General features: G+C 48.4%; 10 protein-coding genes and 1 pseudogene. All 11 read left to right on the top strand.

From position 1 onward, the window contains the following. Positions 1–4: 4 nt before the first annotated feature. The 11 genes and pseudogenes from D5085_02230 (at position 5) to D5085_02180 (ending at position 15,507) form a co-directional block, all read left to right on the top strand. Positions 5–193, top strand: coding sequence for a hypothetical protein (locus tag D5085_02230; GenBank protein ID QEP42061.1), 189 nt, complete (start codon positions 5–7; stop codon positions 191–193). After that, a complete protein-coding gene (locus D5085_02225) occupies positions 150–1,703 on the top strand; it encodes an IS66 family transposase (GenBank protein ID QEP42060.1) in 1,554 nt (517 codons plus the stop codon). Before D5085_02230 ends, D5085_02225 begins: the two co-directional genes overlap by 44 nt. A gap of 594 nt (positions 1,704–2,297) precedes the next feature. Next, positions 2,298–2,544: pseudogene (locus D5085_02220) on the top strand (toxin HicA). Continuing rightward, a complete protein-coding gene (locus D5085_02215) occupies positions 2,541–2,873 on the top strand; it encodes a toxin-antitoxin system HicB family antitoxin (protein QEP42059.1) in 333 nt (110 codons plus the stop codon). Before D5085_02220 ends, D5085_02215 begins: the two are co-directional and overlap by 4 nt. 428 nt (positions 2,874–3,301) lie before the next feature. Next, the gene (locus tag D5085_02210; protein QEP42058.1) at positions 3,302–5,080 is read left to right on the top strand and encodes an AAA family ATPase; all 1,779 of its coding nucleotides are present in this window, start codon (positions 3,302–3,304) and stop codon (positions 5,078–5,080) included. Positions 5,081–5,201: 121 nt separating this feature from the next. Continuing rightward, on the top strand, positions 5,202–6,980 hold the full coding sequence (locus D5085_02205) for an AAA family ATPase (GenBank protein ID QEP42057.1): 1,779 nt from the start codon (positions 5,202–5,204) through the stop codon (positions 6,978–6,980). 121 nt (positions 6,981–7,101) lie between these two features. Beyond that, entirely contained in the window at positions 7,102–8,880 is a 1,779-nt protein-coding gene (locus D5085_02200) for an AAA family ATPase (protein QEP42056.1), read from the top strand. Positions 8,881–9,014: 134 nt separating this feature from the next. Further along, positions 9,015–9,785, top strand: coding sequence for a hypothetical protein (locus D5085_02195; GenBank protein QEP42055.1), 771 nt, complete (start codon positions 9,015–9,017; stop codon positions 9,783–9,785). A gap of 914 nt (positions 9,786–10,699) precedes the next feature. Then, on the top strand, positions 10,700–12,151 hold the full coding sequence (locus D5085_02190; protein ID QEP42054.1) for a hypothetical protein: 1,452 nt from the start codon (positions 10,700–10,702) through the stop codon (positions 12,149–12,151). Positions 12,152–12,248: 97 nt separating this feature from the next. Further along, a complete protein-coding gene (locus tag D5085_02185) occupies positions 12,249–13,259 on the top strand; it encodes a hypothetical protein (protein QEP42053.1) in 1,011 nt (336 codons plus the stop codon). Between the two features lie 28 nt (positions 13,260–13,287). Beyond that, positions 13,288–15,507 (top strand): hypothetical protein, encoded by a 2,220-nt coding sequence (locus tag D5085_02180; GenBank protein QEP42052.1) that lies wholly within the window; start codon positions 13,288–13,290, stop codon positions 15,505–15,507. The last annotated feature ends 6 nt before the right edge of the window (positions 15,508–15,513 follow it).

Below are 15,513 nucleotides of genomic sequence, written 5' to 3'. Positions count from 1 at the left end.
TGCCATGACAGAGTTTAAAACATTGAGTAAAACCGAGATTGACGAGCTGATTGAGCGTGTTGAGAGAGCCATTGCAGAAGATTTGGCCCTCTCTAAAGCCGATAGGCAGCTACTGTTGGGGGTTTTGTTAATGGTCACAGAGCGACCAGATCTCATTGTCTCTGAAAGATGTCACGATACACAAATGGCGTAAACTGGCTGGGATAATCAGCAGCTCAGAGAAACGCTCTGCGGTTATTCCTGATGGCGATGCGTCAAACGACTCGGATGGTACCCAAAAGAGCGATGCAGCCGCATCAAAACCCGACAGCAACAGCGAGCCAGCTGCGTCAGACAAGCCGAAGAAGAAGAGAAAACCATCGACTCAAAAAGCAGAGCGGGTGATTCGGTTGCAGTGCCATCACAACCATGATGAGCTGAAGGCGGGACAGCTCTGCCCAGAATGCGGTCATGGCCGGCTCTACCTCTATCAGCCGGTGATACGGGTACGGATTCAGGGCGAGCCCCCTTTAAGTGCGGTCGAACATATTTTCGAGCGGCTGCGCTGCAATAGCTGTGGCGCCTACTTTACCGCGACCCCTACAGACGATTTTCAGCAAGATGGCGGCATGAATCAGCTCTATGGCTACAGCGCCCGGGCTATTATCGCGCTTCACCGCCACTTTGCCGGTCTGCCGCTTCACCGGCAGCAGACGCTACAGCAGATATTAGGGGTGCCACTGACTGCGTCGTCACTCTATGACCAGACCGAGTCTGTCGCCAATGATGGCTTCGTGGTATTTAAGGCACTCAAACAACTGGCTGCTGATGCGCCCCACTTCAATCTGGATGACACACACAACCGGATTTTGAATCAGGGCACGATTCTGAAGCCTGACAGACGGAGCGGTCAACTTAAATCCCGCAGCGGCACCTTCACTTCCGGCGTAATCGCGACACTGGAGAGTGGCCAACAAATCGTGCTCTACCAGACCGATATTGGCCATGCCGGAGAGTTGATCGATGAGATTCTGCGTCTGCGCCATCCTGGGTTACCCAAACCCACTATCATGTGCGATGCGCTCAGTCGCAATCTGCCTACGGTGCTGGATGAAACACAGCGACACGATACATTCTGCAACAGCCACTGTAGGCGGGGGTTTGTGGATGTGGCAGAGCTGCATCCGGATAACGGCCCATGGGTGTTAGCGCTCTACGACCCGGTGTGGCGCCACGATGCTCACTGCAAGGAGGAGAAGTACACCCCGGCAGAGCGGCTGGCTTACCATCAGCAGCACTCACTGCCGCTGATGGCGCAGCTCAAACAGTGGGGCGAGGCGCAGATTGAGAGTGGCGATGTCGAGGAAAACAGTCCGCTGGGCAAAGCGATCCGCTATCTGCTCAACCACTACGACAAATTGACCGGATTTTGCCGCATTGAGGGGGCGCAAATCGATAATAACCAGATGGAGCGCATGCTCAAGCTGGTGATTCGGGGACGGCGTAACAGTCTCTTCTTCAGAACGCTCGGCGGAGCCGGTGTCGCCGATGTCATTCTCTCTCTGGTCGCTACTTGCTATTTGGCCGGGGTCAATCCGTTTGATTATTTGGTGGCGCTACAGCGTTATGCCCATCAGGTTAATCGCCACCCACAGTTGTGGTTCCCTTGGAACTATCAGCAGACGATGGCATCGTTGTCAGTTCCCCTGAAGGCTGCGGCTTAACCGAGCCCACTCCCTCCCTCTGTTTAAGTCTATCAGGCCGGCTCCGGGGCTGTCACGCTATGGTGGCGTAAGGTTACCTTTAGTCCTCATCCACTAGGGTATATTATCGCTATCGAGGCGGTGCGCCTCCATAAAGAAGCGGATCCAGCGATGCGCTTCGCTGGAGACCGTATCGCCTTTAAATTCAAAACGGTGCAGCTCGCAGACAGCATGGCATTAAGAAAGTGGCGCAGCAGATGACGCCGGCCGCACCGCCCTAATATCGCCTTAAAGACGCAATCTACTTTGGGGTCGATGTTGTATATCATGATGGGGATAATAGAGAGACAGAGGGAGAAGTGCAAGGGGCGGGTTGGGATAAAGAATAAAAGGGGTCAGATGTGTGTCGCTGACCACCTTAACCTGCTTTTTTGACTAGAGAAAATCTCAAAAACTTAAAGCACTTAAAGCCGATGATGTCGAAAATCGCCTAAAAATAGAAGCCGCATTTGAACCTCACCACTAGATTACCCAAGCTGCAACCAAAGGACATCCACTTTGTTGCAGTTTGCTTTACCTTTGACTTGTGGTTCCAATAGTGACACCATAGCCTATATGGCTTCAGTCAAAAAAATTCTCGAACAATTACGGAGAGCCCTCGAATGTCCGTTTTGCTGATTCGCGTAAAGTCTGCGAAGCGTACTTTGGTAAGCCACGCCAGAGCGGCTCTAGCCACATGATTTTCAAAACGCCATGGCAAGGTGATCCGCGAGTTAATATTCAAGACGCCGGTGGTAAGGCCAAGCCATATCAAGTGCGTCAGGTGCTGCAGGCAATAGACAAACTAGAGGGTAGGCAATGAGTCTTGATCATTACACTTATCGTGTTACATGGTCTCCCGAGGATGGTGAACATGTTGGGTTGTGCATCGAATTTCCTTCGCTGAGTTGGCTGGCAGAAACGCCAGAAGAGGCACTGGCAGGTGTACGAAAGGTTGTTGCCGAGGTTGTTGCTGATCTTGAGGCGACTGGTGAATTGATTCCGCAACCGTTGTCAGAGAAGCACTACAGCGGAGAGTTTCGAGTGCGTATTCCACCTGAACTGCATCGTCAGCTTGCTCTGGCGGCGGCTGAGCAAAGGGTAAGTCTTAATCGCTTGGCGAGTGCAAAACTGGCAGGATCTTATGAATAGACAGGCCAAAGAACAAAAGGGGTCATAACTCAACGACAATGAAAGCCCATGCCCGGAAAACCGAGAGTCAATTTAGCCGGAGTAGGGGCAATCATCGATATGCTGCTGAACGGTGCTACTCATTAATATGCGCAAAAATAAGAGAACCACAGAAATATCATCTATTTTTATGGTGCATAAAAAATATATATAGCTGTAACTGGTTGTTTTATTTTTGTTTTTATGCCACGCAAAATCCCAAAGAGCCGGAATGCCGTATCTGTATGGGGTTATAGGGGGTTAAAGAGTGAATAAGTTAAATTAATTCAGTCGGTTGCTGTTTTGTGCAGGGCGACATTGGGAATATCAAGGTAGTACTCTAAACAGATGACGAAACGATAAACAAGGCCGAGCGTGGGAACGAGTAAAAGGTATTGTAAGGAGCAAACATGGTAAATATTCCGTATGGTAAAGGCGATTTTAAGCGGTTAAGAACCGATGGCCAGCTCTACTTTGATCGCACCGAACTACTGCACGCGCTTGAAGCCGCTGGCGAACAGCTGCTGTTTCTACGCCCGCGCCGTTTTGGCAAAACGCTATGGCTAACGCTATTAGAGAGCTACTACGACATCGCTGCAGCGGATCAATTTGATCCCCTATTTGGCGATTTAGCGATAGGGCAAAACCCGACCCCGAACCGTAACCGCTACTTTATGCTGAAATGGAACTTTTCGGTTATCGATCCGGGCGGTGATTATCAGCAGCTGGTAAGCCGCATTCATCGCCACATTAATAACTCAATCGAATTTTTTTCAGCGCGCTACCACGATTTTTTACCGGAAGCGGTACCGATTGACCAGACCGATGGACTGGGCTCACTTGAAAAGTTACTTATTGTAGCGAAACGGTTTAATTTTCCGCTCTACCTACTGATAGATGAGTACGATAACTTTGCTAATGAGGTGCTCACCAGTCGTGAACAGGGACGGCAGCGTTATAATGAGCTGGTTGAGGGGGAAGGCGTTATCAAAACCGTATTTAAAGCAGTCAAAGCGGCGACCGATGGCCTAGGCTTAGAGCGAGTCTTTATCACCGGCGTCTCACCGGTAGTGATGAGCGATATCACCAGCGGCTACAATGTGGCCGAAAATATTAGCCACTGGCCCGAATTTCATGCCCTGTGCGGCTTAACCGCTGAAGAGTTGCAACCGGTGTGTCACCAAATAGCGCAACATTGTCAGCTACCTGAGAGCGCGGCAGACGAGGCGCTGTCGATGATGCGAAACTTCTATAACGGCTACCGCTTCTGTCGTGAAGAGGCGCAGCGGCTCTATAACCCGACCCTCACCCTCTACTTTTTGAAACATTGGCAGCGGCGCTGTCGCTACCCTGATGAGCTGTTAGATGACAATTTAGCGATGGACAAAAACCGGCTACGCTATATCGCCGCGCTACCGCACGGCACAGAGGTAATTGAAGCGGCGCTTAATCCGCAGCAGTCGCTATGGGTAGCTAAGCTTGCACAAAACTTTGGTGTTAAAGCGATGCTAAACGATCCGCCTGATGCCAGCTTTATCATCTCACTACTGGTCTATTTTGGGGTATTGACGATTCAGGATGTCTCGCCACTCGGGAAGCTGGAGGTAGCCATTCCTAATCAGGTGGTTCGTTCGCTCTATATCGACCGAATTCAGCAGCAGCTACTCAATGGCTATGAAGATAATAACCGTCAACAGGCGGTGGCGGAGCAGCTCTATACCGAGGCCGACTTTGAACCCCTAGTTGACTTTATCGAACAGCGTTTTTATAGCGTGCTCGATAATCGTGATATGCGCTGGAGTAATGAGCTGACGCTCAAAACCACGCTACTACTGCTGCTGACCAATGACCTCTACTACCTGCCGCGCTCAGAGTTATCCTTAGGTGGCGGTTATAGTGATCTTCTATTTGAAATTCGCCCCGATAAGCGCCAGGCACCGCTATATGATCTGCTATTTGAGCTCAAATATCTATCACTCAAAGATCTCAAATTGAGCGCAGAGCAGCTAAATGAGATGAGCCGGGAGCAGCTAGCTGAGTTGGCACCGGTAAAAAAACTGTTAGATGACGCAGAGGGGCAGTTAGCCTCGTATCAGCCGACATTAGAGCAGCTCTTTCCGGCGGTAGAGTGGAAATTAAAGTCGTTTGCGGTGGTGAGTCTAGGTACACGGCGGCTGGTGTGGCGCTAGGGGTGTCGGTATGCGCTTTTTGGGTTCCCACGGTCACCGTGGAAATTCATACTAGCGCTTGTTTGGGGTAGATCTGCGTTCCCATGCTGGAGCGTGGGAACGAGTAAATTAAGGATCGCACATGGTCAATATCTCATATGGTTTGGGTCACTTTAAAACCCTCAGAGAGGAGGGTGGACTCTATTTTGATCGCACCCATCTTTTACCTGAATTAGAAGCGGCAGGACGGCAGTTGCTGTTTCTACGCCCGCGCCGTTTTGGCAAAACGCTATGGCTAACGCTATTAGAGAGCTACTACGACATCGCTGCAGCGGATCAATTTGATCCCCTATTTGGCGATTTAGCGATAGGGCAAAACCCGACCCCGAACCGTAACCGCTACTTTATGCTGAAATGGAACTTTTCGGTTATCGATCCGGGCGGTGATTATCAGCAGCTGGTAAGCCGCATTCATCGCCACATTAATAACTCAATCGAATTTTTTTCAGCGCGCTACCACGATTTTTTACCGGAAGCGGTACCGATTGACCAGACCGATGGACTGGGCTCACTTGAAAAGTTACTTATTGTAGCGAAACGGTTTAATTTTCCGCTCTACCTACTGATAGATGAGTACGATAACTTTGCTAATGAGGTGCTCACCAGTCGTGAACAGGGACGGCAGCGTTATAATGAGCTGGTTGAGGGGGAAGGCGTTATCAAAACCGTATTTAAAGCAGTCAAAGCGGCGACCGATGGCCTAGGCTTAGAGCGAGTCTTTATCACCGGCGTCTCACCGGTAGTGATGAGCGATATCACCAGCGGCTACAATGTGGCCGAAAATATTAGCCACTGGCCCGAATTTCATGCCCTGTGCGGCTTAACCGCTGAAGAGTTGCAACCGGTGTGTCACCAAATAGCGCAACATTGTCAGCTACCTGAGAGCGCGGCAGACGAGGCGCTGTCGATGATGCGAAACTTCTATAACGGCTACCGCTTCTGTCGTGAAGAGGCGCAGCGGCTCTATAACCCGACCCTCACCCTCTACTTTTTGAAACATTGGCAGCGGCGCTGTCGCTACCCTGATGAGCTGTTAGATGACAATTTAGCGATGGACAAAAACCGGCTACGCTATATCGCCGCGCTACCGCACGGCACAGAGGTAATTGAAGCGGCGCTTAATCCGCAGCAGTCGCTATGGGTAGCTAAGCTTGCACAAAACTTTGGTGTTAAAGCGATGCTAAACGATCCGCCTGATGCCAGCTTTATCATCTCACTACTGGTCTATTTTGGGGTATTGACGATTCAGGATGTCTCGCCACTCGGGAAGCTGGAGGTAGCCATTCCTAATCAGGTGGTTCGTTCGCTCTATATCGACCGAATTCAGCAGCAGCTACTCAATGGCTATGAAGATAATAACCGTCAACAGGCGGTGGCGGAGCAGCTCTATACCGAGGCCGACTTTGAACCCCTAGTTGACTTTATCGAACAGCGTTTTTATAGCGTGCTCGATAATCGTGATATGCGCTGGAGTAATGAGCTGACGCTCAAAACCACGCTACTACTGCTGCTGACCAATGACCTCTACTACCTGCCGCGCTCAGAGTTATCCTTAGGTGGCGGTTATAGTGATCTTCTATTTGAAATTCGCCCCGATAAGCGCCAGGCACCGCTATATGATCTGCTATTTGAGCTCAAATATCTATCACTCAAAGATCTCAAATTGAGCGCAGAGCAGCTAAATGAGATGAGCCGGGAGCAGCTAGCTGAGTTGGCACCGGTAAAAAAACTGTTAGATGACGCAGAGGGGCAGTTAGCCTCGTATCAGCCGACATTAGAGCAGCTCTTTCCGGCGGTAGAGTGGAAATTAAAGTCGTTTGCGGTGGTGAGTCTAGGTACACGGCGGCTGGTGTGGCGCTAGGGGTGTCGGTATGCGCTTTTTGGGTTCCCACGGTCACCGTGGAAATTCATACTAGCGCTTGTTTGGGGTAGATCTGCGTTCCCATGCTGGAGCGTGGGAACGAGTAAATTAAGGATCGCACATGGTCAATATCTCATATGGTTTGGGTCACTTTAAAACCCTCAGAGAGGAGGGTGGACTCTATTTTGATCGCACCCATCTTTTACCTGAATTAGAAGCGGCAGGACGGCAGTTGCTGTTTCTACGCCCGCGCCGTTTTGGCAAAACGCTATGGCTAACGCTATTAGAGAGCTACTACGACATCGCTGCAGCGGATCAATTTGATCCCCTATTTGGCGATTTAGCGATAGGGCAAAACCCGACCCCGAACCGTAACCGCTACTTTATGCTGAAATGGAACTTTTCGGTTATCGATCCGGGCGGTGATTATCAGCAGCTGGTAAGCCGCATTCATCGCCACATTAATAACTCAATCGAATTTTTTTCAGCGCGCTACCACGATTTTTTACCGGAAGCGGTACCGATTGACCAGACCGATGGACTGGGCTCACTTGAAAAGTTACTTATTGTAGCGAAACGGTTTAATTTTCCGCTCTACCTACTGATAGATGAGTACGATAACTTTGCTAATGAGGTGCTCACCAGTCGTGAACAGGGACGGCAGCGTTATAATGAGCTGGTTGAGGGGGAAGGCGTTATCAAAACCGTATTTAAAGCGGTCAAAGCGGCGACCGATGGCCTAGGCTTAGAGCGAGTCTTTATCACCGGCGTCTCACCGGTAGTGATGAGCGATATCACCAGCGGCTACAATGTGGCCGAAAATATTAGCCACTGGCCCGAATTTCATGCTCTGTGCGGCTTAACCGCTGAAGAGTTGCAACCGGTGTGTCACCAAATAGCGCAACATTGTCAGCTACCTGAGAGCGCGGCAGACGAGGCGCTGGCGATGATGCGAAACTTCTATAACGGCTACCGCTTCTGTCGTGAAGAGACGCAGCGGCTCTATAACCCGACCCTCACCCTCTACTTTTTGAAACATTGGCAGCGGCGCTGTCGCTACCCTGATGAGCTGTTAGATGACAATTTAGCGATGGACAAAAACCGGCTACGCTATATCGCCGCGCTACCGCACGGCACAGAGGTAATTGAAGCGGCGCTTAATCCGCAGCAGTCGCTATGGGTAGCCAAGCTTGCACAAAACTTTGGTGTTAAAGCGATGCTAAACGATCCGCCTGATGCCAGCTTTATCATCTCACTACTGGTCTATTTTGGCGTATTGACGATTGAGTCGGTGAATCTGTTAGGCGAGTTAACGGTGACGATTCCGAATCAGGTAGTGCGCTCGCTCTATATCGACCGAATTCAGCAGCAGCTACTCAATGGCTATGAAGATAATAACCGCCAGCAAGCGGTAGCAAAACAGCTCTATACCGAGGCCGAATTTGAACCCCTAGTTGACTTTATCGAACAGCGTTTTTATAGCGTGCTCGATAATCGCGATAGGCGCTGGAGTAATGAGTTGACGCTCAAAACCACGCTACTACTGCTGCTGACCAATGACCTCTACTACCTGCCGCGCTCAGAGTTATCCTTAGGTGGCGGTTATAGTGATCTTCTATTTGAAATTCGCCCCGATAAGCGCCAGGCACCGCTATATGATCTGCTATTTGAGCTCAAATATCTGTCACTCAAAGATCTCAAATTGAGCGCAGAGCAGCTATCTGAACTGAGTCGAGAGCAGCTAGCTGAGTTGGCACCGGTAAAAAAACTGTTAGATGACGCCGAGCGGCAGTTAGCCTCGTATCAACCGACATTAGAGCAGCTCTTTCCGGCGGTAGAGTGGAATTTAAAGTCGTTTGCGGTGGTGAGTCTAGGTACACGGCGGCTGGTGTGGCGCTAGGGGTGTCGGGTTACACCGTGCTAATCCGATCTACGGTATGCGCTTTTCTGGTTCCCATGCTCCGGCTTAAGCATGCAGACATAATGCTCCCACAGTCGCGATGCCGACTCTACTACTAATTAGGTGATTGTTCGATGAAATTATTGGTTATCCCTATCTGCTATTTGGGTGATTTAGTTAGATTGGCAGATTGGTGTAAAAGTTTAATTACAAGCTTTAGCTCTATTGTTCGTTTTTATGAAATAAAGCAAAATATTGCAATTGATGAACTAATTATTAAATCTAAAGAAAATATTTCATTTAGTGATGCATGGGAAGAGTCAAAATATGGTTTTTTGGGGCCAAGAATAAGATTTGGTAGCCGCTATAGTGTGACTAACTTTTTTGATTCTAAAGGTTTTTTAATCGGTGAGCATTTGATTTTAGCATTGGAACGATATGTAAAACCCTACACGATTGTGTTAGGGATAACATCTTATCCGTCTGTTGCTTTCTATCAACAAAATAAGTTCGTATATGGCCTAGGTGATGAGTTGTTAGGCCAAGTCTGTTTTGTGTCAACTGGCTATAAGGAGTTTAAAGAAATAGATTCAAAAGAGTATTTCGAAAACCTATTTTCTCATGCAGTACATGAGTTAGGGCATGCATTGCATTTGTCTCACCATAACCCCTATCCTGATAGTCGGGGTGAGTACTGCCCGATGGCAACCTTCTCTGAGGCGTTTGTTCAAAAAAAAGGGTGGAATACTGCTGATGCTTTTAAAAAAAGGCGTGCAAATTTTTGTAGTAAATGCCAGTTTAAATTAGATAATCCTGATGTTGCATTTAATGCCATCCTGCAACAACGAAAAATAAATGGGGTCAGAGACGAATTAAATTTTGTTACAATGTCACCGTCCCCTTAACAACGACAGTGAAAGCCTGTGCCCGGAAAACCGAGAGTCAATTTAGCCGGAGCATCCCGGTAGCATGAGTAAGCAGTGTTGTGGTAACACAATGTCGTAAGTTGACACGCAGCAACATAGTAGGCCGTAACGCAAGTGAACCCACGATTAGCCTCGGAATAAATAGGATCAGATCGTTCGCAGGCCTTGTTCATCGTCTCGTTACCCTCACGAGGCGTGACTCCCTCGCCTTCCCTCTCCGCCTCCCCTAGAGGGAAGGGGGTGGAGGGGAGCTGACGAAGAGATGAACAAAGCATCGAACGCGAACAGCAGAAGCGTTTTCCAAATATACCGCTGGATATGGAGGCCTCAAATGAGGAGTTGGCCTGTGAGTTGTTGCGAGCTTGATTTGGGGAGTGGGAGGCGGGTTGCACTCCCTCTCCAACCGTTTGCAGCAATTGATTCCAAGTCGGCGTGGGCGAAATTGAAAGTGCGCATCGTTATGTGACTTAGGAACGATTGAAACTAGCTGGAGGCATGGCGGCGAGACCATCATGCAGATGCCATGATTGTGCTGCATGTTTGCCGTGAAAATGGTGAGTGGAATCGCCATTGGGCCTTGTTCATCGTTTCGCCATTTTTTGCCCCCACCCCAACCCTCCCCCGCTGGGGGGGGTTGGAGGGGGGAATAATAGAAACCGCAAGCCTGACGGAACGATGAACAAGGCCCGCCATTGGGGCGGCTGTCATGAAATGGAGGCATAAAAAGCACGGCTTGAATCGCGCCCCAATCGAAATATCTTAAAGTTAAAGTTGCAATTTTACCAAAACATGGTACTTTAGACTCTAAACGAATTGGCTGGTGGGGCTACTATGTGTGGAGCAGTGCCTGCTTTGATGATACTATCTATTTGAAATAATTGGAGTTTAGTGTTGTGAAAATCAATGATAATTTTTTAATTTTGGCTAAAGTGTCGCTGCTGTCGCTCTCCGTTGCGCTGGCGATGGGCTGTTCTAGCGATAGCGATAGTGCTGAGGATACGGCGACGGATACCGCGACGGATACGGTTACTCAGCTAGATTCTACCGACTTAGTCTCTTCGGAAGAACTGGAAAATGCTGAAAAAGACGCAAAAGTGGCTGCGGTTAAAGAGACTCTGTCAGGGGTTACCCTCTCCTCCATTATCGTCTCTGATCCTTACGCCGAGTGTAACAGCGTAACTGTTGGTGAGAAAAAGGCGCTAGCAACAGGGACGCCGGGGAAATATACCTTCACAGGGGAGCTTTCAACGACTAATGAGGACGGTACAGTAACTCATAAACCTGTCGGGGCTATCGATTGTGTTGACTCAATCACTGGTGCAGAGATTGCCGATATGCAAAGTGATAACCACGCAGATGGTGGTGACGGAGCGGATAGCTCTACCGTTACCCCCATCACTACCATGGTGTCGATCGCTAAAGAGCAGCTTAAAGCAGAGACGGAAGCTACAGGGCAGACACTCTCGGATGAAGAGTTAAATCAACAGGCTGAGGCGTCAATTGCTGCTATGACAGGGATAGCTATAGAGGATCTGAAAAAGGATCCTGTAACCAACCCAAGTGTGCAAAAAGCAGCCGCTAAAATTGTGACTATCCTTGAAATAGTGAAACAGTCGGTGCAACAAGCCAAAACCGACTCGGGCATAGATGATGCGACAGCTACTACCGAAACTAAAGCGGCTATGAATGATGTCTTTAAAAAGATGATCCAAGAGGCTGTGACCGAGCAGAAGAACGCTGAGCTGACTGGTACGACGGCGCGTTCTCTGGATGATAAACTGACTGATACTACCTTCATGGAAAAGATTGTTCCGGCAGAAGTTCAGGCTAAAGCTTCCACCTTTTCAGCAACAGCTAGCGTGATTAAAGAGGCTGTTGAAGCGACTGATGACGAAGAAGGAACGGGAGATGCAGCTACAGATGCGGTAAATGTCGCTAAAAAAGTGGCTGCTGTTGTCATTAAAGTTAAATCGGATGTGGCGAGTGGTGTTGCGAGTGGGGCAATTACAGCTGACAATGTTCAAACTACCGCTAAGCAGACTGTTGATGACGCTGTCACCAACTCTGAAAATATCCTAAGTGAGGCTGGTAAAAGTGAAGCTATTGTCATTGTTGAATCGGTCGTAACCCTAGAGGAAATAGGGGATGAAGTTCTGCAACAGTTAGCTGAAAATCTGGATGAGTTTATTGATGATGAGCAACTATTAGAGCAAGCAACGACAAGTACTACTAATGCTGCAACTAATGCAGCTAATACTCTGTTACAGACTGCCTGTGAGGCGCGTGGTGGTATTTTTGATACAGCTACCCGTACTTGTGCTGTCGTAACTGGAGCTGGAAACTAGATATTAATTTTATAAAAATCTAATTCAAAAGCCACCCTCTACTGAGGGTGGCTTTTTTTATCATATCAGTTTAAAAAGTGTTTAAGGAGCGTTGTTGTTGGGACTTTTTAACAAGAAAAAATCTCAACCCGAGATCTATTTACATATCGGAACCAATAAAACCGGTACCACGGCAATACAACAGTTCTTACATAACAACCGTAAGCCGTTATTAAAACATAAAATTCTCTATCCTAAAGCAGGATGTGATCATATCGCTCACTACCACTTTAGTTATGCGATGGGTTTTATTCATGAAAGCAAAAAACAACATCCGCAAACTATAGATATTAAAGGACTATATGATGAGTTTCAGGCAGAAAAAGAGAGATTTCAACCTGAAAAAATTATTATTAGTTCAGAAATGTTCGTCTTACCTGGCGAAATAGAGAGGGTAAAACAGTTTTTTGAGCCCTATGAAGTGTTTATTGTCATCTATTTGCGCCGTCATGATCATTGGTGGTTATCCCTGTATAATCAGGCAGTAAAGTCTAGGCAGAACCCTCCGTGGCAACGAGGGATTAATGCCTTTTTATGCTTTCATCATCGCAGAAGACTTGTGTATAGTAATTATCGCAGTTTGATAGATAAGTGGGCTAATGTCTTTGGTAAAGAGCATATTTTAGTTCGTCCTTATGAAAAAAAACAAAATCTGCCTAATATCTTTTCCGATTTTTTGCAGACAATTGGTGCCGAAAGCCAGACTATTGATACAACTAAAATAACTCAACCGATCAATCGTAGCCTATCCCCCTATGTGATTCAAATTATGGATGTGGTGCAGCGAACAACGATGAGTGATAAAAGTTACCATAAAATTATGCACTATCTGTATCATTTAGATATCCCTTCAGAGAGTAACGCTACTCTGCTGTCACGAGAGATGGCGATGGCCCTAATTGAAGCGAATCAGGAAGATTATGGCTACATTGCGCGTGAATATTTAGGCAGAGAAGATGATATACTCTTCTACGATCCCCTCCCTAATGAGTTAGATGAGTTTGATGTTGCGACCCTACCGAGACCAATGGATATCGCTGCTGAAATCGTACGTGCATTAGAGAGTTAATATTTTATTGCGATTTTGAATTAATTTTATGCTAAAACAAAAGCTTAATCTGATTTTTTTGGGTAGTCTGCTATCACTCTCCCTCAATGTGACAGCAGCCATCTCCCTCCAGGGCTATAGCGGTTTAATTAACCTACCCGACGCTGAAACCGCTACTGACGGTCAATTTTCACTACTCTACTCCAATCAGCTCGACTACGATATGGAGCATCGAGTTAAAGCGGTAAAGGGGCGCAACTGGATGTTTCAGTTAGGACTGTTTAACCGTTTTGAGTTAACGGCACGCCATATGGCTCGTTACTCGGCACGGGAGCGGCGCTATCCGCAAGGATCGATTTTAGAGCGACTTAACTGGCAGGAGGATCGGCTGCTTAATGACCTGTCGGCTAACCTGAAAATTAAGCTACATCAAGAGAGCCGTACCTTGCCGGCTGTTGCACTAGTAGCACGGGATTTGGGCGGAGCCGGTAACGCGACTGAGTTTAACGCCACCTTTTTAACCCTCTCTAAGCGATGGCATGATTGGCAGTTTATCGGCGGCTATCGTCATAGTGATATTCATAGTGGCTTCTACATCGGCACAGAGTGGCAGCTACACCCGTCACTCGCGCTACTAGCGGAGCATGAGCCACAGCAGTATAGTTTGGCGCTACGAGCCGAAACGCCTAAACAGTGGTTATCGTGGGGGCAGTTTGGCTTAATGGCCGCAGCTTTTGATGGCAACCGTCCTGATGAACATTCGTTAGCTCTCACTTTTACCACCTCACTGCATAAAAACCGCAATGCGATGGTGATGACCGACACCACGACAGCAGCGATAGAGCGGCCAGATCATTCGTTGCCTTTTGAGCGTAGTGATGAAATGGCACAATCGGGTCGAGCTAACGATAAGAGTAGCGTCGTTAACCCCTATCGCCAGTGGTTAGAGCAGCGACAGCAGCAGGAGCGTGCCGAGAGTAATGCCGGTGCTGCAAGTATTAAAGCTGCGCCCTCTGCTGTGCTCGCTAAATTGGTTAAAAGGCTGCGCGACTACGGCTATCGCTTTCATGTCGGTGAAGTTGAACAGCAGACACTGGTGATTGAGTTAACCGATCACCGCTTTGATCGTAACGCTATCGATGCGCTAGGGCTACTCTTAGGAGCGGTCGCCACGACCGATTCGCTTCACTATAGCTGGCTCTGGCTTAGGGTAAAGCGTGATGGCATCGCCCTATGGGATATTCGGGTTAAGTTAAATGAGTATCGTCGCTATCTTGAACTGAGTGACTGCCGAGCTGTTGAGTGTCTGACCCGAACTCCTCCCTCGTTGACCCTAAAGGTGATGCCGGCGAACGCTTCGTGGCCATTACAGGTCGATTGGCTTATCACTGCGAAAGATAGCTGGCCGCTGTCAGAACTTGCTTTTCGGGGCGGGTTAAAGCACCGTATCGGTACTGAGGTCGGTGAGTATGACTACTCTCTATCATTGCGACCGACCCTATTGCAGCCGCTATGGCACGGTGCAGTGTTAGCGTTACAGGGGGAGGTGCCGCTGCACCATAGTCGTAACTTTGATGACAATCAGTTATTTGAATCTTATCGTTTACAAAGCGGTCTGCGAGAGTTAACCCTGAACCAGACGCTACAGTTAGAGCGTGACTGGTATAACCAGAGCTCATTGGGTATTGCGCGGCGCGACTTCTATCTGCTGACTAATGAGACGATTTGGCGCCAAAGCGAATATCGCCGTCTGCGGCTACAGTTAGGCCACTACCAGCCCTATCGCGATAGCAGTGACTCCCCTTATGGTTACGATGAGGGCGATAAGGGGGATAGTTGGTTAATCGGTTACCGCTACTTATGGCCAGAGTGGGCTAGTCGTATAGAGCTAACTGCCGGGCAGTTTCTCTATCAGGATCGGGGCATACAACTCGACCTAACTCGTCAGTTTGGTGATTTAAGTGTTGGTGCGACCTATAAAGATGACTTTGATATTCGCGCAGTGGCGCTTAAAGTTGCTCTACCACTCGATAGCCGCCGTAGCTGGCAGGTCGGGCCGGTTAAAGTGCATGGTGATAGCGCCTTTGAAATTGAAGTACAGACTACCTTTATTGGTGACGGTAACAATACCTTAAAACCGCTATTACTACAGCAGCCGGTGACTGAGGTCTCAATCGCTGGTCGCTATTTGGATGATGATCGTCTTGATGGGGTGGTGCTTGAACGCTCTTTGCCGCGGTTACGGGAGGCTTACTGGCGGTTTCGTTAAGCGATA

This window comes from Ectothiorhodospiraceae bacterium BW-2, assembly GCA_008375315.1.
Lineage (GTDB): Bacteria > Pseudomonadota > Gammaproteobacteria > Thiohalomonadales > Thiohalomonadaceae > BW-2.
Note: the sequence above shows the minus strand (reverse complement) of the source record. Positions and strands in the feature narration are given on the sequence as shown.